The 23996-nt window shown below is 41.9% G+C and carries 18 protein-coding genes and 1 riboswitch; of the genes, 4 read left to right on the forward strand and 14 right to left on the reverse strand.

What is annotated here, in order from left to right; translation table 11 throughout:
- Positions 1–43: 43 nt before the first annotated feature.
- Positions 44–1324 (reverse strand): FAD-dependent oxidoreductase, encoded by a 1281-nt coding sequence (locus tag M472_RS25085; RefSeq protein ID WP_158499861.1) that lies wholly within the window; start codon positions 1322–1324, stop codon positions 44–46.
- A gap of 123 nt (positions 1325–1447) precedes the next feature.
- On the opposite strand from M472_RS25085, the gene M472_RS25090 reads away from it, so the two are divergent.
- The gene (locus tag M472_RS25090) at positions 1448–3118 is read left to right on the forward strand and encodes a glutamine--tRNA ligase/YqeY domain fusion protein (RefSeq protein ID WP_021068573.1); all 1671 of its coding nucleotides are present in this window, start codon (positions 1448–1450) and stop codon (positions 3116–3118) included.
- Between the two features lie 120 nt (positions 3119–3238).
- Here the strand turns inward: M472_RS25090 and M472_RS25095 are convergent, their stop codons facing one another.
- From M472_RS25095 to M472_RS25110, 4 genes are all read right to left on the reverse strand, one after another.
- Positions 3239–4195, reverse strand: a complete 957-nt coding sequence (locus M472_RS25095) for a methylenetetrahydrofolate reductase (RefSeq protein ID WP_021068574.1) — start codon at positions 4193–4195, stop codon at positions 3239–3241.
- 48 nt (positions 4196–4243) lie between these two features.
- A riboswitch (SAM riboswitch) is annotated at positions 4244–4347 on the reverse strand.
- Positions 4348–4397: 50 nt separating this feature from the next.
- The gene (rimM, locus tag M472_RS25100; protein ID WP_021068575.1) at positions 4398–4922 is read right to left on the reverse strand and encodes a ribosome maturation factor RimM; all 525 of its coding nucleotides are present in this window, start codon (positions 4920–4922) and stop codon (positions 4398–4400) included.
- 86 nt (positions 4923–5008) lie between these two features.
- Positions 5009–5554 (reverse strand): 30S ribosomal protein S16, encoded by a 546-nt coding sequence (locus M472_RS25105; protein WP_021068576.1) that lies wholly within the window; start codon positions 5552–5554, stop codon positions 5009–5011.
- Between the two features lie 114 nt (positions 5555–5668).
- Positions 5669–6553 carry a hypothetical protein gene (locus M472_RS25110; RefSeq protein ID WP_021068577.1) on the reverse strand — a complete coding sequence of 295 codons (885 nt, stop codon included), beginning with the start codon at positions 6551–6553 and terminating at the stop codon, positions 5669–5671.
- A gap of 84 nt (positions 6554–6637) precedes the next feature.
- Between M472_RS25110 and M472_RS25115 the strand changes: the two genes are divergently transcribed.
- Positions 6638–10000, forward strand: coding sequence for a UvrD-helicase domain-containing protein (locus M472_RS25115; protein ID WP_021068578.1), 3363 nt, complete (start codon positions 6638–6640; stop codon positions 9998–10000).
- A gap of 68 nt (positions 10001–10068) precedes the next feature.
- Positions 10069–12954: a PD-(D/E)XK nuclease family protein gene (locus M472_RS25120; RefSeq protein ID WP_021068579.1), complete on the forward strand. Its 2886-nt coding sequence runs from the start codon at positions 10069–10071 to the stop codon at positions 12952–12954.
- Between the two features lie 29 nt (positions 12955–12983).
- Here the strand turns inward: M472_RS25120 and M472_RS25125 are convergent, their stop codons facing one another.
- From M472_RS25125 to M472_RS25155, 7 genes are all read right to left on the reverse strand, one after another.
- A complete protein-coding gene (locus M472_RS25125; RefSeq protein WP_021068580.1) occupies positions 12984–13853 on the reverse strand; it encodes a cupin-like domain-containing protein in 870 nt (289 codons plus the stop codon).
- A gap of 169 nt (positions 13854–14022) precedes the next feature.
- Positions 14023–15063, reverse strand: coding sequence for a type IX secretion system ring subunit PorN/GldN (gene porN / locus M472_RS25130; RefSeq protein ID WP_021068581.1), 1041 nt, complete (start codon positions 15061–15063; stop codon positions 14023–14025).
- A gap of 19 nt (positions 15064–15082) precedes the next feature.
- Positions 15083–16606 (reverse strand): type IX secretion system motor protein PorM/GldM, encoded by a 1524-nt coding sequence (porM, locus tag M472_RS25135; RefSeq protein WP_021068582.1) that lies wholly within the window; start codon positions 16604–16606, stop codon positions 15083–15085.
- A gap of 43 nt (positions 16607–16649) precedes the next feature.
- The gene (porL, locus tag M472_RS25140; protein ID WP_021068583.1) at positions 16650–17291 is read right to left on the reverse strand and encodes a type IX secretion system motor protein PorL/GldL; all 642 of its coding nucleotides are present in this window, start codon (positions 17289–17291) and stop codon (positions 16650–16652) included.
- A gap of 51 nt (positions 17292–17342) precedes the next feature.
- Positions 17343–18641 carry a T9SS ring complex lipoprotein PorK/GldK gene (porK, locus tag M472_RS25145; protein ID WP_031301284.1) on the reverse strand — a complete coding sequence of 433 codons (1299 nt, stop codon included), beginning with the start codon at positions 18639–18641 and terminating at the stop codon, positions 17343–17345.
- A gap of 255 nt (positions 18642–18896) precedes the next feature.
- Positions 18897–19664, reverse strand: a complete 768-nt coding sequence (locus tag M472_RS25150) for a uroporphyrinogen-III synthase (protein WP_021068585.1) — start codon at positions 19662–19664, stop codon at positions 18897–18899.
- Positions 19665–19676: 12 nt separating this feature from the next.
- Positions 19677–20609 (reverse strand): DUF4271 domain-containing protein, encoded by a 933-nt coding sequence (locus M472_RS25155; protein ID WP_031301285.1) that lies wholly within the window; start codon positions 20607–20609, stop codon positions 19677–19679.
- Positions 20610–20709: 100 nt separating this feature from the next.
- Here M472_RS25155 and M472_RS25160 point away from each other — a divergent pair, with 100 nt between their 5' ends.
- The gene (locus tag M472_RS25160; RefSeq protein ID WP_021068587.1) at positions 20710–21276 is read left to right on the forward strand and encodes a DNA-3-methyladenine glycosylase I; all 567 of its coding nucleotides are present in this window, start codon (positions 20710–20712) and stop codon (positions 21274–21276) included.
- Here M472_RS25160 and M472_RS25165 read toward each other — a convergent pair.
- Together M472_RS25165 and M472_RS25170 are read right to left on the reverse strand one after the other, a co-directional pair.
- The gene (locus M472_RS25165; protein ID WP_021068588.1) at positions 21273–21818 is read right to left on the reverse strand and encodes a phosphoribosyltransferase; all 546 of its coding nucleotides are present in this window, start codon (positions 21816–21818) and stop codon (positions 21273–21275) included. The genes M472_RS25160 and M472_RS25165 overlap by 4 nt on opposite strands.
- Before the next feature lie 5 nt (positions 21819–21823).
- A complete protein-coding gene (locus tag M472_RS25170) occupies positions 21824–23869 on the reverse strand; it encodes a transglycosylase domain-containing protein (protein ID WP_021068589.1) in 2046 nt (681 codons plus the stop codon).
- Between the last annotated feature and the right edge of the window lie 127 nt (positions 23870–23996).

Here is a 23996-nt window from a genome sequence, read left to right on the forward strand (position 1 = left end):
TGATGAAGTAGCTACTCCACATTGTGATAGAGCCTATTAACCCCTATCGCAATATTTTGCCCTCAACATCCACTGCTTTGGCATAAGGATCCGCATAACGATCTACCAGTACTGCAAACTCATACCGACTGACTACGTGATTCGGATCATAATCTCCCTCAAACTTTAGTTTTCTTGACCACTCTTTCTCTACCTCTCGATCCAGCTCATCTCCTCTGAACGAAACCTGCTTAATCAGCGCCAAGAGTTCTTTCAGTTCAAACACTCCATCCTTTTTATCCACAAACCAAAGCTGACTCCTAGAGTACAGGCTGTTGAATACTTCTTTCACACGATCTATATTAACCGGTGTCTCCCCACTAAAAACAAGCGGATTCTGCTCTTCACCTGCAGGCAGCAAGGATACCAGGTATATTTTTTGAATAGATTTAAAATGAACATCTGAAGAGCTTACGTCCAACCACGGTAAAAGACGAGCATCGAAAGTCAACAATTCCGTTTGGAGTTTACGCATGTCGACCTTATCGGCTGTAGTCTTAAAAAAAGAACAATACCCCGCCGCCGCACCCAGCGCCTGCCCCAGGTTCGCACGCAAAGGCAAACTGTTATCATCCAATCCCACTTGCACCAAACCAGAAGTATAGAAAATATTAGAAACACGACGTGCAAATAGATCTGACCAGGTATACCCATATACCACATCAGCATACTCACCAATAGATACCAAAGTGCGTCGTTTGGCGGCCTCGATCTCAGCAACAGACAATACCCGAGCAGGTTTTGTAAACACATCCGTCGACACCACAAACGCTCTCGTATCACCTCCTTCAGTGGCATCTACCATAGCCCGTACCTTATACTTACGTTTATTCGACAACGTCACCGTCACGTCCTTTTTCCCGTCTACAACCTTGGTAATGCCAGCAGTCTGAATAAGGGTCAGATTACGTTCTTTACTCAACATACGCTCTATAGCATTCCGCAGCAACTGCGGATCCATGTCACGCTGTAGCGCCACCAGCAAGGAATCGTCTTTCCCCTTGAGCTGCCCTGTTTCTATCAGGATATCTTTCCAAATGCCACCCAACAACCGACTATTGGAAGTAACAGAAATTCTCCTTTTTGTCAAGTCTTCCAAGTAGGTTGATTTCGTAGAAACCCAGATGGTAGGCACATTAGAACGTACCGCCTGTAAGGCAGCGGCAAATGCTTCTATGCCATCGCCGTAAACCAACAATGTAGGTTTAACTTCTTTAGCCTTCACTTGCATCACACTGCAAATCAGAACGATGCTCACCAAAATAACAGCCTTTAATCTTATCATAGCACAAAATACATAAAATTTCTTATTCACATACGTGCTAAGCTGCATATTTGCACCGCAGTAGCACGCATTTTTTTACGGCCAACTTGGTAACTATATTGCTTTATTGAGTAACTTTGCTACATGATAGAGGACGAGAAATCACTTAATTTTATTGAAGAAATTGTCGAAGAGGATCTTCGCAATGGAACACATGATGGACGTGTACTGACACGCTTCCCTCCTGAACCCAATGGCTACCTGCACATCGGACACGCCAAATCCATCTGCTTAAACTTTGGATTGGCACAGAAGTACAACGGAACGACAAACTTACGGTTTGACGATACCAATCCCGTTACTGAAGACACCGAATACGTGGAAAGTATAAAAAAAGATATACAATGGCTGGGATTTCAATGGGCTGAAGAACTCTACACCTCCGATTATTTCGAAACCCTTTACCAATATGCAGTTAAGTTGATCCAACATGACTTGGCTTATGTGGATGACAGTACTGCAGAAGAAATTGCTGCTGCAAAAGGAACGCCGACAGAACCAGGTGTACCAACACCATACCGCAGCAGATCGATTGAAGAGAACTTAACACTCTTTCAAGAGATGCGTGACGGCAAATATAAAGATGGAGAGAAGGTATTACGTGCAAAGATTGACTTAGCAAATCCAAACATGCATTTGCGCGACCCATTATTGTACCGCATCAAGCATGCTCACCACCACCGTACAGGTGACACGTGGTGCATCTACCCGATGTACGATTTTGCTCACGGGCAGTCCGATTCTATCGAAAAAATCACCCATTCCGTATGTACGTTGGAATTTATCCCCCACCGTCCATTGTATGATTGGCTGATTGAAAAATTAGAAATATTCCCTTCACATCAGTACGAATTTGCACGTCTCAACATGACATATACCGTCATGAGCAAGCGTAAACTTCTACAATTGGTAACCGAAGGACATGTCGAAAGCTGGGACGACCCACGGATGCCGACCATTTCAGCCTTCCGCAGAAGAGGATACACACCTGCCAGTATACGCAATTTCTGCGAACGGATTGGTGTACAGAAGCGGGAAAACATGATTGACTTTAGTCTTCTGGAGTTCTGCATTCGTGAAGATCTAAATAAAACTGCATGGCGCCGTATGGCCGTACTTGATCCTATCAAATTGATCATTACGAACTACCCGGACGGACAAGTAGAAGAATTGGTTGGTGAGAACAATCCTGAAGTAGAGGGAGGCGAAGGCAGTAGAGCAATACCTTTCTCCAAAGAACTATGGATCGAACGCGAAGATTTTATGGAAGAACCTCCAAAAAAATTCTTCCGCCTAGGCCCAGGACTATCCGTTCGTCTAAAACACGGCTATATTGTCGAATGCCATGATTTCAAAAAAGATGACAATGGAAATGTAACAGAGATACACTGTACCTATGCACCGAATTCTAAGTCTGGCGAGGACACCTCCGGATTAAAGGTCAAAGGAACCATACACTGGGTATCTGTTGCACACGCCAAGAAAGCTGAAGTAAGATTGTATGACCGTCTGTTTCAGGTGGAAAATCCGGCTGCCGAGGAAGACTTCAAAGCATGCATCAATCCGGACAGCTTACATGTTATCGAGAATGCGTATATCGAACCGGATCTTGCTGACGCTGTACCCGGCAAAGGATATCAATTTATCCGTATGGGATACTTCACCCTCGATACCAAGTCGACACCAGAGCACCTCGTGTTCAACCGCACAGTGGCACTGAAAGATTCATGGGCTAAAGAAGTCAAAAAAGGATAATAATAAAAAAGGAAGCTTTAAGCTTCCTTTTTTATTATACAATCAGAACCTGTGCTTCTAAAACTAAAATACATAGCCCATAAATTAGCAATCCACCATTGATCATTACCCCCTATACCTTTACGCCAACTGCTCGACGATCTTTTGCGTAGGACCAGGGTTACTCATCGTGTAAAAATGTAAAACCGGCGCACCAAAATCAATCAACTCCTTACACATATTGACCATCCATTCCTGACTTACAAGATGCACATCCGCATTCGTTTTGCAGGCGTCGACCGCATCACTGAGCTCTTCTGGAATATCCAAATGGAATATCTTAGGCAGCGCAATCAGCTGTTTTTTAGAAGTCAACGGTTTAAGTCCTGGAATAATTGGCACATGAATATCATTATCCCGACATTTAGTGACAAACTCTTTATACTTATCAATATTATAGAACATCTGTGTCACGATAAAGTCCGCTCCCATCTCCACTTTCTTCTTCAGCCACTTAAAATCCGTATTGAAGTTGGGCGATTCAAAGTGTTTTTCTGGATAACCAGCCACTCCGATACAAAAATCGGTTTGTTCCGAACTCTCCATATCCTCGTGAAGATAATGCCCTGCATTCATACTAAGCACCTGTTGTAGTAACTCCGTCGCATACGCATGTCCGCCGGGAGTTGGAATAAAATCCGCATCCCCTTTACGCGCATCGCCACGTAAAAGCAAAACATTGTCGATACCTAAGAAATTAAGATCGATCAGTGCATTCTCCGTTTCCTCTTTGGTAAAACCGCCACAGATAAGGTGTGGCACAGCATCTACCTTATATTTATTCATGATTGCGGCACAGATGGCTACCGTACCTGGACGCTTACGATACGCAACCCGTTCCAACAACCCACCGGCATGCTCTTTATAGAGGTAGTCTTCGCGATGGTACGTAACATCGATAAAAGGAGGATTGAACTCCATCAATTTATCCATCGTATTAAAAATACTCTGGATTCCCTTACCCTTGGCAGGAGGAAGAAGTTCAAAGGAGAACAAGGTCTTTCCATCAGCCTGTTTAATATGGTCGATAATCTTCATACAAATATATTAAGGCCAAGAGAAAGCACACAAAGGCATTGTGCGTTCAGCTTATCTTTCCCGCCAATTGGAGGGTAGAATGTAGCACCTTGAACAGTGTCAGGTTGCTAAGGCTTCAGCGGGTCTATTCCCTCGGCCTTTCTCTATAAGCAGAGCTAATATCGGTTTTTAAAACGGAAAGAAAAAACGGAAAGAAAAAAAATTATTCTTTATACAGCTCCACCAATCCTTCTGGCAGCTCCACCTCAATAATTTCTTCCTCAGCATCGATACCCAATATCAGATCTTCGGACAATGGAAACATCAGTTCTTTGCCATCCATGTCTACTGTGGCAATAAACTGTTGTGGCATTTCCTGTACATTGATAATCTCACCAAGTTCACCGTACTCTTCATCGATCACGAGATAACCGACCAGATCCGTGTAACGAAAATCATCGGGATCTCTCTCAGGCATCTTATCATTCGGCAGGTACATTTTCTTACGAACCAATACCTGTGCCTTGTCTATATGGTCAACATCTTCAAATGTAGCATAGGCTGTACTATTGTTATGCAGCTTGACCTGATCCACAAAATAGGGCACCAATTTCTTGTTGACCTCTAAAAAAATAACCTCAAGTTCCAACTCATCATAATCCTCAAATTCGAAAAACAACTGTACCTCTCCTTTGAGTCCTCTCGTCTTGCTTACATAGCCGATATAAAAACTGTCCTCTATTGTCATATTCTTTACGTAAAAAGGCAAAAATAAAAATAAAAAGGTCGATCCATATCATGAATCGACCTTTTCTTTGAATACTTTATGAAAGATTAACCTTCAGTTTCTTCTGTGTTTTCAGCACCTTCAGTTGCTTCAGGAGCTTCTACTTCCGCTTCTTCAGCAGGAGCTTCTTCAACTGGTGCATTTTTAGCTGCTACTGCTGCTGCAATTTCTTCTTTTTTCTTAGCTTCAGCTGCTAGAGCTAATTTTTTAGCTTCTTCTTTAGCTGTAGCTAAGCCAGATTTTTTACCTTCGATTTTAGCTGCATTGCCATCAGCCCAGTTAGCAAAAAGCTCTTCAGCTTTAGCTTCATCAAAAGCACCTTTTTTAATACCACCTTGCAAGTGTTTTTTGTACAACACACCTTTGTAAGAAAGGATAGCACGTGCTGTGTCTGTAGGTTGAGCACCTTTGTTCATCCAATCCAATGCTTTATCGAAATCTAAAACGATAGTCGCTGGATTAGTGTTTGGGTTATAAGAACCTAAACGCTCGATGAATTTACCATCACGTGGAGCACGTGAGTCTGCTACTACTACGTGGTAAAAAGGTTTTCCTTTTTTACCGTGTCTTTGCAATCTGATTTTAGTTGCCATGTTTGATTATTATTTATGTATTCAACATATCCCCCGTACTGCATGTAAGAGGGGACGCAAAGATAAAGATTAAAAAGGGAAAATTAAAAATTAAAAACCATAAGAAGAAGATCGCTATATTTTATAGAAAATCTTTAGCGTAGTATGACCTCGCTTGATTTCTTTGATCCGCCTCTGCTCATCGTACATATAATCGATATTCATGGATTTTCCATCAACCTCCACATTGACCATATTATTCTTATTATATATTACGAAAGGCTCTAAAGATAACGCCTTTTCTACTTCCTTAGGAACAAAGCCAAGCGACCCAAACAAAAACATATAGACATTGTAACTGGAATCATACGAAAATGAACGGTTGCTTTTAATTTCAATTTCTTCAGCCTCAGGGTTCCATTTTCCATTCACTTTCCCCTTGACTGTCATCTTTTCAGCCACGATATTGCTTTTTTTGTGTTCAAACATTCCCACAGATGTTCCTTTTTCGAATCCACTTGGAAACTGTACGCCAGACGTATATACTGCGTGAGGACAATCAATGGTCGACGGAAGCGAAGAATTGTCTCCATAACCAAGGGAATAACTCCTAGATTCGACGCCAGGGCGAATATACATCCCGCCCTCAGACGAAGACGAAGGTTCTTTAAACTGAACGTCCGATATAGACTTGAAACGCCCCAAATGATCATACGTCAGATCAAACCAATAATGGTCTGCAGAATTAACAAATTCAGAAGGTTCTATTTTTACGTCTATCTTCGTCACCTTACCTGCATTATTGTATTGGTACGACTCCCCTTGAAAACCAATGATCCGCCCTTTCTCATCGTATACAATGTCATCGATCAACGTAGGGCCAAATGACGGAGCTGTATAATGAAATTCCAAACGATCTATTTTAGAAAAAATCGGAATAGAAAGGGAATCCTCCGTATCTTTTTTACAGGAATAATTCAAGCCAGCACATAAAAAAAGAAATAGAACGAAATACTTCATAAAAGCCTTTTTAGTTTAATAATTGTAGAACGTAAAGTAACAAATAACTTTTTAATTTGTGCTTTTTAATTTTTACTTTGTAAAATGAACAATGTAGCTCCCCTCAAAATTCTGAAAGCTTCTGCTGGCTCGGGAAAGACCTTCAGCCTTACTCTCCATTACCTCTCCCTATTGCTGGATAATGAAAACAATTATCGGGAGATCTTGGCCGTCACCTTCACCAATAAGGCTACTGCAGAGATGAAGGAGCGAATTCTTTCTGTACTCCAAGGTCTCGCTGTCGACGACAGCAGCCCTAAGATAGAAAGCTTCCGGGAGTTACTATTGAAACAAAACCCAACATGGACTGCCACCATCATTCAACAAAAAGCACACCGAGCCTATCGTAGGATCCTGCACGACTACAGTCATTTCACCATAAGCACCATTGACGGTTTTTCACAAAAAGTGATACGTGCCTTTACCTATGAACTCAATCTCGATGCGGCCTATAAAATTGAAATGAACACCAACAAGGTCAAAACAGACCTTACCCTAATGCTCAACCAACTGCTCGATGAGCGGCCCGACCTGCTCAACTGGATTATCGGCTATGCGGAAAAAAAAATAAACAATAATGAAAACTGGAATTACAGAAATCAGCTCACTCAACTCGCAGGACTGATATTCTCCGAAAATTTTCAAGAATTCGATGCCGCATTAACGACAGCAAATACAGCCGAGATTTTCAATCTTCTCAACACGGAAGTCATCGAGAAAACGCAATCCTACCTGGATGCCCTTAGCCTGGCGATTACCTCCTTTCAGGATACATACCGTACAGTAGGAGTCCAAGCGGATGAACTAAAAGGAAAATCCCGCAATAAGCTTGTTGCAGCAAGCAAAGTGTCCAGTAATGTACAAAAGCTATCGCTTTCAGAACTTGACAAGCTAATGGAAAGATTTCTCCTGCTCATCGACAATGAAGAAGCTTTCACCGACACCGAAAAAAACGTAAGACACGACTACATCCAGGCCTTTCAGCCCGTATTGCAACAGTTTGTAGAGCTCCGAAAACTGACACCTATATATATAGCTTACCAAGCCGTGCAAGGAAACCTGTACTACCTGCGCCTCTTAAAAGAAATGAGCGATCTATTAGGCACATGGCGCAAAGAGAATGCTGCTCAGTTGATTTCTGACTCACAGATATTACTCAATAAGCTGGGGCTTGACAACAACAATGATCCCACCTTTATATGGGAAAAAATAGGAAACAGGTACAATTACTTTCTATTTGACGAATTTCAAGACACCTCTCGTATCCAATGGAAGAACTATAGTCCTTTATTATTAAATGCACTCGGCAACACAGCCGGAGGACGTAATGAACACCTCATCGTCGGAGATGTCAAACAAAGTATATACCGCTGGCGCAATGGAGACTGGCGTATCTTACTCCAACAGGTCGAAAAACAGGTTGTCAACACCTTCCATCTATCCACTGGTACTCAGAGCAGCTTTATAGAAAATGGGGTTTTAGAAACCAACTTCAGAAGTCTGCCCAACATAATACGTTTCAACAATTACCTCTACCAACAGATTCCTGCACACCTCCAGCACGTGCTGAATGAGAAAGTATCCGAAGAACTCTCTGACGAAGGGTTGCAATGGTGGGAGCATGAGGGCAATCATAACATGTTGATACAAGCCTATGAAAACAGCAGCCAGTCCATACCCCAGCAAAAAGCGGATAATAGGGTACAACAGGGATCGATCGAAATAGATTATTTCCCAGTTACAGATGGTCGCTTCAGAGCCAAACAGACCGTAGATAATGCCGCTGAACAGCTTTGTCAGAAAATAGGACAATGGATCTCAACAGGAAGGTATGAAGCAAAGCAGATCGGTATCTTGGTTCGTAGTAATGCCCAGGCTATGCTCATCATACAAAAGCTAATGGATTATAAAAACAGGAACAGCTTGACGTTTGATGTTATTTCAGGCGACGCCTTGTCACTGGCATCCAACGATGCGGTCAACTTATTGATCGAGACATTAAAGGCGATCGTGTATACCTCGGATCAACATGTCATACATCATGCACGAATAGCCTATCTCTATCAGCTGATCCAAAGCAATACAAGCTTTGACCCCGCCCTATGGTTGCAGTTTAAAGCCAATGAAATACAAGCTTATCGCGAGATCCTGCCAGATGAATTAGTTACCAATTGGGAGCTATGGCAAAAGCTACCACTGATTCATCTCATAGAAAAATTGATCGAGATTTATGGATTCACCTCTCCAGGCAACCTACACCTCCCTTATATCTTGACTTTCAAAGATATCGTCGGCAGTTTTACTGCAAATGGCGAACGTGGTATCACACAATTTCTCGAATTTTGGGAGCAAGATGGAAATAAAGCCGCTCTGCCATCCAACGGCAAAGTCAATGCTATAGAGGTAACGACCATTCATAAATCTAAAGGACTAGCCTATGATGTGGTGATGATTCCCTTCTGCTCCTGGAGCATAGATGGTATGCTGAATGGTGATTTTTGGATAGACACCGACAACTCACCCTTTGCGCAATTGGGAAAGATACCCATCAAATACAACAGCAATGTAGCCCGTTCTATTTTTTACAAACAATATTACGAAGAGATGCTATTCAATTATATGGATTCGCTCAACACTCTATACGTAGCCACGACACGTGCTGTAGAACACCTTTATATTACGGCTCCTGCATTTAAGGAAACCGTAGATAAGAAGACGGGAGAAATCACGGGAATGGACATTAAAAACGAGCTTATATCAGATGCCCTTTATCAGGTATTGGCACAGCCCAACTCGCCATTTGTTCTGGAGGACGGTCAGTTGCACATCGACCAACCTATTTCTCCCCTATCTGATGCAAAATCAACACATCAAGATAACCAAAGCATTGCGCTGCCCTTCTATCCAACATCAAGGGCCATGGAAAGTGCGCTGAACAAATCGAGCCATCGCAGTATCAATACCATATTAATGATGGAAAAAGCATCGCAATACGGGATACTGGCCCATGAGATCATGGCCGAGGCCGCCGAAGAGAGCGACATAGCTAAAATCATAGCCCGTTATATTGACGAAGGTATACTTGCTGTCGAAAACAAAGACATTCTGGAAAAAGAAATAAACCAAATCTGGCACCACCCACAGATACATCCCTGGTTAATCGGTCAACATAAAATATGGAACGAATCCGCTATAATCACCTCTGATGGGCGAACACTGCGTCCAGACAAGGTATTTACGAATGACCAGGAAACGATTGTATTGGATTTCAAATTTACGAGTGACAATTATATCGAACACAAAACACAGGTAGATCAGTACATGAAAGCATTACAAAACCTAGGTTACAAACAAGTCAAAGGCTACCTGTATTATGCTAAAGTCAATGAACTAGTCGAAGTACGTTAAAAAGTGAAATCGCTAAAGGGCAACAATGTAGCCCCAAGACGCAGTACTAATGTCTCAATATTAAAAAAATGATTCCTTTTCTAAAATTAGTCGCACAAGATATACAACAACGATTTGGCAATGACCTGTCCGATATAGCTATTGTATTCAACAACAAGCGGCCTATTACATACCTTAAAAAACATTTGGCTGATACCTACGCACAAGCGATATGGTCTCCGCAATTCTTCACCATACAAGAGTTCTTGGGCTTATCTTCCAACAAAGAGCAAGTAAGCCCATTGACACAATTTTTCTATCTTTTCGATCTCCACAATGATCTTCTGGCTACCGAAGGGCTCCCGCCAGAACCCTTAGAAGAATTCTATCCTATTGCCGAAATTATATTAAGTGACTTTGGTCAATTGGATTATGACCTTGTCGATATTGACCATATCTACATGGAACTGTATGATACCAGCCGTATTGATATCGAGTTTCAGCACTTAACAATAGAACAACAGGAATTCATACGCCAATTTTGGCAATCCTTCCATATGGCAGGGCATACAGGTGTACAGCAACGATTTTTAAAACTATGGAAGCGCCTTCCAATTCTCTACAAAAAATTAAAAGCGAAACTAGAAGACCAACACCAAACCAACTACCCCACGATATATCGTAATCTAGTAGAGGGTACGATGGACAATCCAGATTTTGTTGCCTCCTATAAAAAAGTACTTTTCGTAGGATTCAATGCGTTAAACAAAGCCGAAGCCACGCTCTTTCAACGTTGGCAGGAAGAAGAACGCGCCCTATTTTACTTCGACGCAGACACCTATTACCTGAATGACCAACAACAAGAAGCGGGGCTTTTTATCCGTCGCAACATTTTACAGACGGAGCTCATCAATGCATTAGGAAATCCTCAGGATATAATAGGCCAACGTAAAGACACCGTCCATCTCTATGCATCCACGGGAAAAGTCAGCCAAACAAAATTGCTCCATCAAGTCCTGAACGAGCAAGAAAAAGAAGGAAAAAGTATCGCCATATTATTAGCCGATGAGACGCTCCTGGTTCCGCTATTACAAAGTCTTCCGGAACTAAAAGTGAATATCACAACAGGATTTCCTTTGACCCAATCACCTATTTTCGGCGTCCTCAACCTTTGGATGGACGTACATGAAGCAATATCTCACTTCAAGAGGACAAAGTTGCCCTATCAATACCTGGAGACCTTCCTCAACAACCCAATGACACGGGTTTCCGCAACGGAAAAGAAGGCCAACCAGGACTTTATAAACGAAAAGCAGCTATTCGAGATCAGTCTCCAAGACATAGCGATCAACAGCAGTATTCTTTCCGACTTTTTCAAGCCATTGTCCGACAACAAGCAAGTCGTCCCGATCTTGATTGCTATCTTGGACAACATATTGACTTCATTAGCACAGGACACGCAAATAAAACAGATAGACGCCAACCTTCTGATCGAAACCAAGAAGGTACTTAATCAACTGCAACTCGGTTTCTCAAAAATACCAAAGCTGAGTATTCTATTTCAAATAGGCTTGATCCGAAAAGCTATCGTCACGATCAATTCTGCAATCGAAGGAGATCCCTTGGATGGTATACAGATCATGGGCCTATTAGAGAGCCGCTGTCTCAATTTTGACCAGGTATATATCCTTGGGGCAAATGAGGGTATATTGCCCAAAGTCTCCAGCGGTGTTACCTTCTTACCAAATAACCTAAGACGTGCCTACAATCTCCCGATCTTAGAAAATCAAGACGCACTGACCGCTTATCTTTTCTACAGACACTTCCAATACAGTAGCGATATCCATATATTCTACAATGGCATCGTCGATGAAAGCAGTACCGGTGAAGAAAGTCGCTTTATACGTCAGTTGGAGTTTGAAAGTCAGATGCATTTTGCAAAGCATCAACAGCAGCAACCCATTCAGTTTCCACCAGTAGCTACCGAACTTATCATTCCAAAAACGGGAGCAATATGGGACAAGATGTACCGTACTTTTATAGAAGGAGGACGTAGGATATCGGCAACAGCGCTTACAACCTATCTCGCTTCGCCGCTGCAGTTTTTCTTAAAGCATGTAGCCGAGATCAAGGAACCACCTTCTATTTCACAAGAATTTGAGATGAACCGCTTAGGCACAGTAATCCATGAGGTAATGGAAAAAATACTTCAACCTTACAAAGGTATAGAAGACTTCACCCCGACCGCTACACTCAAAGACAAAATACCGTCTGTTGAGCTACTGGTACAACAGGAAATAACATCATTATACCACATTGAAAGCCAATCGATAGATGATTTTAACAGCTTGCAACATATCATGCACAAGATTGCAAGCGAATATGTCAAAATGTATATTCAATATGATATAGACAACTATCAATCGTTCCGAATAGTTGAATTGGAAAATGATCAGGACTATACCATGGACTTTCCTATTCAAATCGATAACCGAACAGAAACGGTTACTCTTTATGGAATCATAGACAGAGTCGATCAAGTGGTGACAGATCTGGGCGAAGTAAAAACACGAATCGTCGATTACAAAACAGGGGCTGATGCCGTAAAATTTTCGACAATGGAAAAGGTCCTTACGTCCAATACGGAAAACAAGGCTCTCGTACAGACACTCTTTTACACCTATGTCTTTGAACAGGTTACAGGACACCGTGATCTCGAGCCCCACCTTTATGTAGCCCGTAAGATGCGAGAAGAAGGCACCTTGTTTTACGGCAGTTATGGCGCACTGATGGAAGGCGAATTTCTAGCAAATCAGAAGGAACAATTCGTTGATTTCCTCCGGACGACCCTAGAAGAGATTTTTAATACAGAAATCCCTTTCAAACACAATCCTGACACACCTATCTACCCATCAGATCCCTACACTCTTTTTTACAGAAATGCAGTTAGCGCAGATGAGGAAGTGACTGATTAAAAAAAGCGAGCTAGATTAGCTCGCTTCTTTTATTTTTGACATCGTTTAATCGCTTTATTCGCTCGTTTTGTCGCGACTTCTACTTTATAATCGAGCCATTTATTCTTGAATATCTTCCGCATCGTATCATCAAAATGTCTCGTGATGAAAAGATTCCGTGCACCTTTCAATTTCTCTCCGAAGGAGTTTGCTAGAGCACGAACCGAGATGGAATAACCTTCCGTCTCGTATTGGATATAATGCCACCATCCTGCAGGCATATAACATGTCTCTCCAGGGCCTATGACCGCCTCATAACCGTGTAAAAGCTTCAGGGCAGGATATACATCCGTACTGCTTGTTTTCAAGTTAGCAATACTGTGAAAGTTATAAGGCAGTTTGTACATCAAGTCTGATTGGTTATTTGGAAACAACCAAATCCGCTTATATCCCTGAAATTGGGAAATAAACACATGCGACATATCAATATCAAAGTGATTTCTCGTGGCAGATCCCTCACCCCCAAAGAACATATAAGGCAGACCCTGGATCACTTTTCCTCCGGTCACATCATTATACACCACATCTTTCTTTAGTTCAGGTCTTAATTTAAGAAGGTTGAATAAGAAAAGTCTCAGTTCTGTAGGTTCTGCACTTATCTTATCTAAATATTCGCCAAAAGTCATTTTACCTACGGGCGGACTAGCTGCATAATTTTGGCTTTCTTCTTCCTTACCATAAATATTTACAACTTCACTTCCGGCTATTTCCTTGAAATAGTCGTAACTCCATTTGGTCCAACAGGCACTATCCGGGCTTATAAAGTCCTTAATGATTACAGGTTGTCCCTTATTTAGGTAATCTCTCACAAAGTCATTTGGAGCGATTCCGGAGATTTTCTCGACAGGTTGTAGTTTCACAAGCTTTTTGTTTTATTCCCCTTATATGCAACAATATTAAACAAATCTATACAAAAACAGATATCTAGACGAGAGAATTCGCCAAATAGCTCTTTTATCTAGAAAGATTCTAAATACTAAGTTGAGAAAATATTCTGAGAAAACAAGTGACTTTCATCACTTATTTTAATTAATAAGACCATAGATCCTGTTCCCAATCCATGATTACTTTCTTGATCCTTTCGGATTCCAGCAATCTTTCCACATCATCTTGAATATAATCTTTTATACGAAGGTCTTCTGGGTTATCTTGTTTAATGATATAACTTGAAAACAGACGCTTGATAAAGATATCATCATAACTCAATCCCGTAGCTGCATTATGTCTATTCATCGCTTCCTTATTTACAAGGACGTGTCTAGCTTCTGGAAAGTAAATCCAAAATGCAGGAGTAGCATCTACTGCTGGTCCAAAAGCATCTGTCGTCGGCAAAGAAGGTGCCTTATCAGGTGTAGTTGAATTTTCACTAGCCGATCCCTCTGGTTTTACAGCGAAAGGGTCGAAAGGATCGTAGCCACTATCGTTGGTTGTTCCTGATCCACCTGTTGCAACATTCTCCATACCAGGAATCTGAGGAGTGATAAGAGGAGCTATCCCCACAATACGGGGCTCAAACACCGAACGTTGCTTATCAAAAATCCAGTCTTCTTTGATTCTAAATTTGATTACATTCTCTCCACTGAACGCACGGCTCTCATATTTGGAGCTGATAACTTCATTATTTTCGTTAAACTGCTCTACCAATACACTATCGCCACCCAAGCGTGCCATCACCTGATCAATCGGCAAGATCTGCATTTTCTCAAAGTTATCGCCCGTTGGATTATCCGCAGTTGGAGTTGGATCATATGCTGTCAGCTCTCCCGCTTGGATAGCTGTGACGATGATATCCATTAACCGAGCTTTCGGTGAAGCAAAAATCTGATTCATCTTTTCTCGGAGATCAACTTCCCTCCATACCCTTTTTCTATAAAAAACATCCGTTTGTCTGATAGGCGAGTACGGAATTACCTTACGGTTCTCGATATCCGTATTTTTATAGTACCCATCAATGGGAGGCTCATCTGCTGGCGTACGAGTGGGCTTTGTGCTATTCGTGAGATTAGCATCCTGCGCTACCGTGGCCAAGGCCAATACCGTACAAGCAATTGATAAAACTATCTTTTTCATAATAATACTTATTATGCTACTAATTTGTAACCTGGAATGTAATAGGTTCCAAGTTTTGTGCTACACCATCAGGTCCTATCCCTACAATATCGTAGATCATTACGACCGAACCAGCTTTAACACCACTAAGTCCTGACTTCATCTGCGCACTAAAATCATTGCCAGAAGAAGAATAAGGTCCGATAGGATCTACCCGAGGTATAGCGATATACATACTGAATTTAGTAACTCTAAATTTAGCATCAAAATCAAAATTATCCAAGGAGGCCGACACGACAGTCTGTCCTCTTAATTGTGCCGCCGAAATACGTCCCCCAGTCTTTCCTCCCACACGCGCAGTAGGCTGAGGAATACGTTTCACACGAAACTTCGAAGTACCCAGATTTTGGGTCTTTCCATCTATGGTAGCTGTCACAGCCAAAGAAACATCACCAGGCGATGAAACACGAGCGGTGTACTTGGCGTCACCTTTCGATGTAAGATTCACACCTGCCCCAGAAACTTTCAAACTTTCTACAGGCACACCTGGTGCCGAGATCGAAATAGGATTGTCTACGCCGATATACAATACGTTCATCGCGTCAGGCGAAACTACAGCAGATGGTTTCGAAACCTGAAATGTCATAGGCTCAGTTTCGTATGTTTTGACCGTACCGTCTGTCTGCTGAACACGGATAGATCCGCGCCATGTATGTGTACCCACACCTGGAGTCAAAGAATAGGTTCCTTGCCCATCCACCACTGGCAGCGAAGAACCATTAACCGATATCTGCGGACTTGATTTAGAATCATAGGCCGTAAGGAAGACTTTGGCAGTATACGGTTGTCCGGCTATCAAATAAGATGTCGGCGCAACAGCCACGGCTGCAAATTTATCCAAATTGACCACAGCCTGATCCATCTTACCAAAAATATGTTTTACAACAGCGGATTCCGCATTCTTAGCATCAGCATTAATTTTATCCAAAGCCGTAATTGCTGCCGTCAATGGAATACCGTCACCAAAATTTACATTTTCCCAGGTCTTTTTCACACCAGCCCTTGGAGCAGGATCCTCGGCCGACAATGCAAAGTTCACCTCGTTATTAGTCAGTTTTTTCAATTGATCAGCGGTGCTATTTATCAGCTCACGGAGTTGTTTTCCTCTTCCTTCGTTGATCATTAAACGGGTCGAAATCCCCGTACTACTACGGTATTTGACGTCTCCTGTCTCTTCATCCATTCCTCCCCCCGCTCCTGACAATGCCTGGTTGTATTCTGTCAACTTAGATGTTAATTGCGCAATCAGCTTTTGCGCTTCTTCCGCTTTAGTCAACAAGGGTTGCGCACGCTCTGGGTTTTCCTTCATTTTGGTTTCCCGAAATGCTAAAAACATATTGTCGATACCAGCCTGCGTATTCTGTGTCGATGTATTTAAACTATTTCCTAGATTTCTAAAGGCGTCTAGAATAGAATCCGATACATTTAGCGCTACCAATCCCAGTAGTACTAGATATAGGATCCCAATCATCCGCTGTCTAGGTGTTTCCTTATGTCCTGCCATAGTCTTTAATTTTCCTTAGATCTGTTTCCAATTAAAGTTATACTTAGGAACGATTAGCATTCATTGCCGACAACATATTACCATAGATGGAATTCAATGATGTCAAGTTTTTATTGAAAGTACTCACTTGCTCTTTAAACTGTTGCATATCCCCAGAAGCCTCATTAAAGGTCTGCAGATCCGCTGCTGCACGCTCAAAAGCATGGCTTAACTGTGATGCCCCCGTAGAAGCAGCATTCAGCTTGTCCGCAAACTGATTCGTAGCTGTAGCCGTATCAGCAACCTTAGAAATTGCAGCGACCTTATCCCCGAACGTACGTAAACCATCGCCTAAATTTCCGATCAGATTCTCATCAATTTTAGCATCTTGCAATAACTTGTCCAATGCAGCAGTATTACCAACCGCCGCAGGTTGTGCAACAGCTGCTACAGCACTGCGCTTGGGAAGCTCACCGTTAAAATTCTCATCAAGCTCCGGATATACTCTTGTCCAGTCTACTTCTTTTTCTTCGGCCATAAATCCCATAATGAAAAACAACAAAGCCTCGACAGCGAGCCCGATGCCGATCATCCATTCTCCTCCTTTGAAGGAAAGAATTTTAAACATCAAACCGATAATAACTACAGTCGCTCCCCAGTTGATAAGCGTGTTGATTCCAAAACCAAATTTCTTTTTGCGTGCCATATGACTAATGCTAATTTACTAGTACGTTATTAATATTATTGCTCTTATATTCTAATATGCTACCCCAGGGTATCGTGTAACCGACCGAAAGCCAATATACGACTTGGCGGTATCTTGATACTCATACTGTCTAGTTCCGTTCTGCAAGAAGAAACCGACATCTTTCCATGATCCTCCACGGATTACCTTTCTCTTCATCGTCTCGTGATCCGATGCTTTAGCATTGTAACTATAGGTAGGATTCATATCATGGACAAAAGAGTAGGCTGATTCATTATAACTGGACTGTGTCCATTCGGCGACATTACCCGCCATATTGTACAGTCCAAAGTCATTCGGCCAATAGGAATATACTGGTGCAGTATAAGCTACACCGTCATCAATATAATTACCACGACCTGGTTTAAAGTTGGCCATGAGACAACCTCTGGCATTACGTGCTGTCGGTCCACCCCATGGGTATTGTGTACCAGTCTTTCCACCTCTTGCTGCATACTCCCATTCTGCTTCTGAAGGCAACTGATAATCGAAACGCGGTTGTACACGGTTCTTCGCAGCCATATTATTAAACAATTGTGTACGCCAAGAGTTAAAGGCCTGTGCTTGTCGCCAAGTTACACCGACAACAGGATAGTCGTCAAAAGAAGGGTGCGAAAAATACCCGTTGACCATAGGCTCATTGGCTGCATAACTGAAATCAGCAAGCCACACTGTCGTGTCTGGATAGATCAACATCGTATCACGCATAATAAAATCCGAGCGTCTTTTGGAAGGGTCATTTTTCCCACGAACAGCCGCTTGTTGGTCATACCATTCAAAATGATATTTCAACAGGCGCACATCCAACTCATTCCGACCAAACACTCGGTCTTCCCCTTGGTAGAACATACTACCTAGACGTTCTCGTTTATCTTTATCCGTAGTTTTCCATGGTGATTGCTTAGCCACTTTATCCCAATCGATATAGCGTTCACCACTGGCATCATCTGTGGCCAAAAAATAGGAATCATCCCCTAAAAAATTGTGGATTAAAATCGAATCGCGAACCCAGTTGACAAACTGACGATACTCACTGTTGGATATCTCTGTGTCGTCCATGTAAAACGGAGCAATAGTAACTTGACGATTTTGGGCGGTTTGTGAAAACCCGATATCTTCGTCCGATTGTCCCATGATAAAAGTACCTCCTGGAATAAGTACCATCCCATGTGGAGTCTTATTTGCCTTCAACTTATCCAATCGTACGCCTACTAGCTCACCGGTATTACTTGGCCCCTTACATCCCATGGCGACTACCGCTATCAGCACGCATACAAAACCATAAGACAATCTGTAACGATTAAATTTCATAAATTAATAATCTAAGCTAAAACTTTACTCAAAGTTCTTTTTATCCCATCAAAAAGCCAACCAAAAATCGACTTTTAACACATAAAAAAACTCCGAGAAAAAACTCCTCAAACTTTTAACAAGCAAAAGAAGCACCTAAAAATAGGTGTTAATTATGTTATTCAATCAAGAATTTTCAAAAAAAAACAAAAAAGATCTCCTCGAGCTTCCTTTTAACACTTTTTAACGAAATTCTTGAAATTGAGAAACGTCCTTCTACTTATTGACCTGCTTGATGTATTGCTCTACAGCCATAGTCATACTTGGTGCACTAGGTGTCGGAGCAGGAATATCTAACAGCAAACCTTTTTCTAACAAAGCCTGTTGCGTACTGGTACCGAATGCAGCGATACGGGTATTATTCTGTACAAAATCCGGAAAGTTCTCATAGAGAGACTGTACGCTGGATGGACTGAAAAAGACAATAATATCGTAAAAGACATCCTTTAGGTCTGCGATATCACTTATTACGGTTTTAAACAAAACTGCAGGCGTAAAATCATAACCATTATCTTGAAGCCACTTTTGCGTCTCTTCATTAGCCACATCTGAACAAGGGAACAAAAACTTCTCCTTACTATGCTTTTTCAACACCTCTTCCAAATCCTTGGCAGTCTGCTTTCCGAAGAATATCTTCCGTTTTCTATATTGTATATATTTTTGTAGATAAAGTGCAATAGCCTCTGAAATGCAAAAATATTTCAACTCTGCCGAAACCTCGAATCGCATCTCTTCACACACTCTAAAAAAATGGTCAACGGCATTTTTGCTCGTAAATATTACCGCCGAAAAGTCAGAAAAATTAATACGATCCTTTCTAATTTCTCTAGCAGGAACCCCCTCTACATGAATAAAACCACGAAAATCCAATTTTAGATTATACTTTTCCGCTAACGTAAAATAAGGCGACTTATCATTTTCAGGTTTTGGCAATGTAACCAACACGCTTTTTACTTTTTTTGCTCTCGCAACGTCGATCTGCATAAAATTCTATCTTTAATTGTTTAGTGTTTTCACTAATATTAAAATCGGTGCAATTTCTAAGCTGCAAAGATACAGAATTAAATAAAAGATTGAAAACCTAAGATTCCCCACTACACTGTAAGCGGTACGTAAAAAGCGGTATAAGAACAAGATAGACACCACAATGAGAAAGAAAATTAATATTATCTTAAAGTATGAGGTCGGGAAAAAGGTAACGAAAAGCAATAGCGGCATTAATATTAACATACTGTTAAAGTATACTAAATACAGTACGGTGATATATTCCCGGACCAACCTTTCCACCTCAAAGACGATAGCGATAGCCCGGACCATGACGATCTTCGTAACGAACAGAATTGCCACAAAAACTGAAATCTGCAAAAAGCTAGCAAAAGTCACAGCGCTCATCGGATTATAGGCAGACCGATAGATAAGGATAAATAAGCCGAGGGAAAAACTAAAGATAATATACAGAAATATGTACGGCCAGGACGTCACTACATTATCTTCCTTACTGATCTGAGCAAGAACTCGATCATTAAAAAATCCGTAGATAATATTTTGAAAATTCGAATAGAAAAACAATCGAACCAACCCTATCCCCAAAAACAACAAAATCAGCACACCAATGATCCATAGCGGACGATCCACTTTCGAAACAGCCGGCATAGTAGCCTCTTCCTTATGAGTGACTAGACTCGCTGCAAATTCCATCCAAGACACAAAATTGTTATCGCTTACAATTACTTGCTTCCGAAGGCTATCCAGATACGGATTGGGTCTATTGTTATCCAAAAAGATATACACCCTTGCCAAAGAATCTTTTTTTAACGCTACAGTCGCCAAAGAATCCTGTACGGCCCGTTGCAAGGAATCCGATGGTATGGTCAATGGTACAGTCTGTGCCTTTAAGGTGACAAACGAAAATATCACTATAACTAGCATCAGAAGATATTCCAGTTTTTTCCTAATTTGCGACAGCCTATACTTTGTTTTCATGTGTATTCAAAGGTAGGATTTTTGTCCTTAAAAACTAAACGATTCTATGAGTGAAGCAAGCAATAGATGCCCCTGGTGCGGAAACGATCCGCTATACGTAGCCTATCATGATACAGAATGGGGGAAAAAGGTTACTGATGATCAGATTTTCTTCGAATTCCTTATACTCGAATCCGCCCAAGCCGGTCTGAGCTGGATTACCGTATTAAAGAAGCGCGAAGGGTACCGCAAGCTGTTTGCTGGCTTTGATCCGGTAAAAGTTGCTGAATTTACAGAACAACAGATCGATAAAATAGCACAGGATCCGGCAATCATACGACACCGCGGAAAAGTCGCTGCGGCAGTAAACAACGCCAAAGTATTCCTCACAATACAAAAAGAATTTGGCTCTTTCTACAATTACCTTTACACCTTTATGCCCAATGGACAACCTATCCAAAACCAGCTCGCTTCTATGAAAGAGGCGCCTACCAGCACCTCTCAATCCGATGCGCTGTCCAAGGATCTAAAAAAACGAGGTATCAAATTCTTTGGAACAACGATATGTTATGCCTTTATGCAGGCTGTAGGCATGGTGAATGACCACCTCGACAGTTGCGACTTCAAAAACTAACCAGCTCCTGTAACCTCTTTGTAAATATCAGGGAGGTTACGGCACTGCCCGTTATAATCCAGTCCATAGCCCACGACAAATTCAGGGTCAATTTCGAAACCTACGTACATGATATTTTCAAATTCATGCTGGAGACAGGCAGGCTTCAACAAAAGCGTACACACCGCCACACTCGCCACCCCCAGTTTTTCCAAGGCTTCCATCGTATATTTCAAGGATCGACCAGAGTCAACCACATCCTCTACGATAACCACATCGCGTCCCGTCAGATCAATGCCAACACCGATGAGTTCGTGTATACTTCCCTGTGCCGTCCCAGCGTAGGAAGCTAATTTAACGAAAGACATTTCACAGGGGATGTGCACCTGTTTCATCAGGTCCGCCATAAACATAAAACAGCCATTCAACACCCCAATAAATACCGGGTGTTTGTCTGCATATTGCACATTGATATCTATACCGATCAGACGGATTCTCTTTTTTATTTCATCATATTCGATAAAAGGTTCGAATTTCAAATTATCAATCTCGATCGTTCTCATCTTATTTAATTCTTTTGTTCTTTATTCATCAGCTTCTCCAAGATAGACTTCTTCGCAGTCTCCTCTCTCTCCATTTCCTCCATTAGACGTTCATGTTCTTCTACTACCCCCAGCGATACCGTATCCCGCACCAAGGGGGCAGGAGGACGTAAGCCTGACTGTAGCACGACATCGTAAAAACCATAATTAGCCGGCACATTGACCTCTTTCAGATCGCCAACCTTGGTCATGATATAACCATAGGTATTGAAATGACGCTGTACCCACGGCTTAAGATGTCCCGTATAATCAAAGGAAGACAATCCCGTCTTAGGTCTCGGCACAATACTCGAAAGGAATAGACTTTCTCCCAGATTGAGCTCCTGTGGCCGCTTTTTAAAATAGTACCGCGATGCTTCAGCAATACCGTACACATCTTTCCCCCACTCGATCACATTCAGATAGATTTCAAAGAGCCTATCCTTACTGACCTGACCCGAAGCCTCCAGAAGCCAGACCAGCAGAATTTCTTCAAATTTACGCGTCATCGTCTTCTTGCGATTCAAAAACACATTCTTGACCAACTGCATCGACAACGTACTCGCCCCACGCTTAAACTTACGTTCTTTAATATTCGTTCGAATCGACAATTTAAAAGCCTCTTCTTCAAAACCATTGTGTGTATAGAAAAAGGGGTCTTCCGTATTACGTACGGTAGTCTTCAGTACATAAGGTATCTGTCCCAGTGGTGTAAAATCAGGATTGCTTGGTCCTACCACAATATGCCGTACAAAGGTCGTATCGTCGTAAGCATCATACTCAAAAGGAAAGTTAAGCGAGTCCACTTTGGCTTTCCCCCAATGTAATACTTTCAGATCCGTGTCATCGATTGATGACTTGAATACGATATTGTCAGGATTATCCAATTCGACAGCAAAATCAAGGTTATAATCGACTTGCCCCGTCACTCCTATTCCTTCCAAACTCTCAAATAATCCAACAGGAATAGCATCAAAAAAATTCTGTGCAACAAAAGGGCCTGTACGTACAGAAAGCTCGATCTTCTTAGCAGGTTTGATCGTAAACTTCGCCTTGGGAGATACAGAAAACTCTTTGACCGTTATTTTTGACTTATCAGTCAATGCAATATAATCGTTAGCAATGGCAAAGCCACCTGTTGCCTGGCCATGAGGCAAGACCACCGGCTCGTCCGAAAGCCGTCTGTGCCTGACCACCAGGTTGTCATATTCGACCGCCCCAGTCACATGCAACAGATCTTTTTCCACTTTTCGGATACCCGCAAGGTCAAAAACCAGTTTGTCAAAGCTAATGCCCAAACCATATTTGCCCCGTAAAAAAGGCAGCTCTGTATTCTTCTCTTTGGACGATACTTCGACTTTGAGTTTCTGTTGATCGCCATTGACATAACCTTGGAGACGCCACTCGGCATCATGATCATTCAGAAAAAGACTCGTTTCGAAATCACCGTCATCAACAATAGCTTTAGGAACCCGTATACGCTGATGGAGCAGACTGTCCCGGTAAGAGATTTCAAAATCATTCATCCGCATATTGCTGGGTACTTTAGAGAAGATCTGTTTAGCGAGACGTTGTGCCCACTCTGCGAAGTTGCGCTCATTGGGCTCTTCCACAGAAGTGGAATCTTTTTCCTTTTTACGAAACAAAAAGTCATAATTGCTGAGCGTGTCTTTTTTGACAAAGGAGACTTTGCCCTTATCCAGATCGAAGTGACCTATTTTAACTTCGCCAAACAATAAAGGCCATACCCGAATACCGACCCCCAAATGATCCATCGTCGCCAACGTATCTCGGCCCACAGGGATTAGAGCAACACGATCAAAAACAACAGTCGTCAGCCCATCAAAGCGATAATTAGCCACATTAAAATCAAGCTGATAGTCTTTCTTAAGCTTTGCTTGTGCCTTATGCACAGCCATATCCAAGTACCCTTGCCGTTTGGACATCGCAAAAGCAAATGCTGCTCCAAACAATACAACAAGAACTCCTAAGGCTATTATAAGCCACTTTTTCCGTGACGATGAAAAACGCATATCTAAATCGACCTATTTCGACGTTAAACTTAGATAAAAAGCGTGAAAATCCCGAAAGATGCATCAAAAAAAATCGAGACATCCCGATTACAGCATCAAAGATATCTCGATTTAATTATCGTGTGAG

The sequence above is a fragment of the Sphingobacterium paucimobilis HER1398 genome, from assembly GCF_000416985.1.
In the GTDB taxonomy this organism is placed as follows: Bacteria; Bacteroidota; Bacteroidia; order Sphingobacteriales; family Sphingobacteriaceae; genus Sphingobacterium; species Sphingobacterium paucimobilis.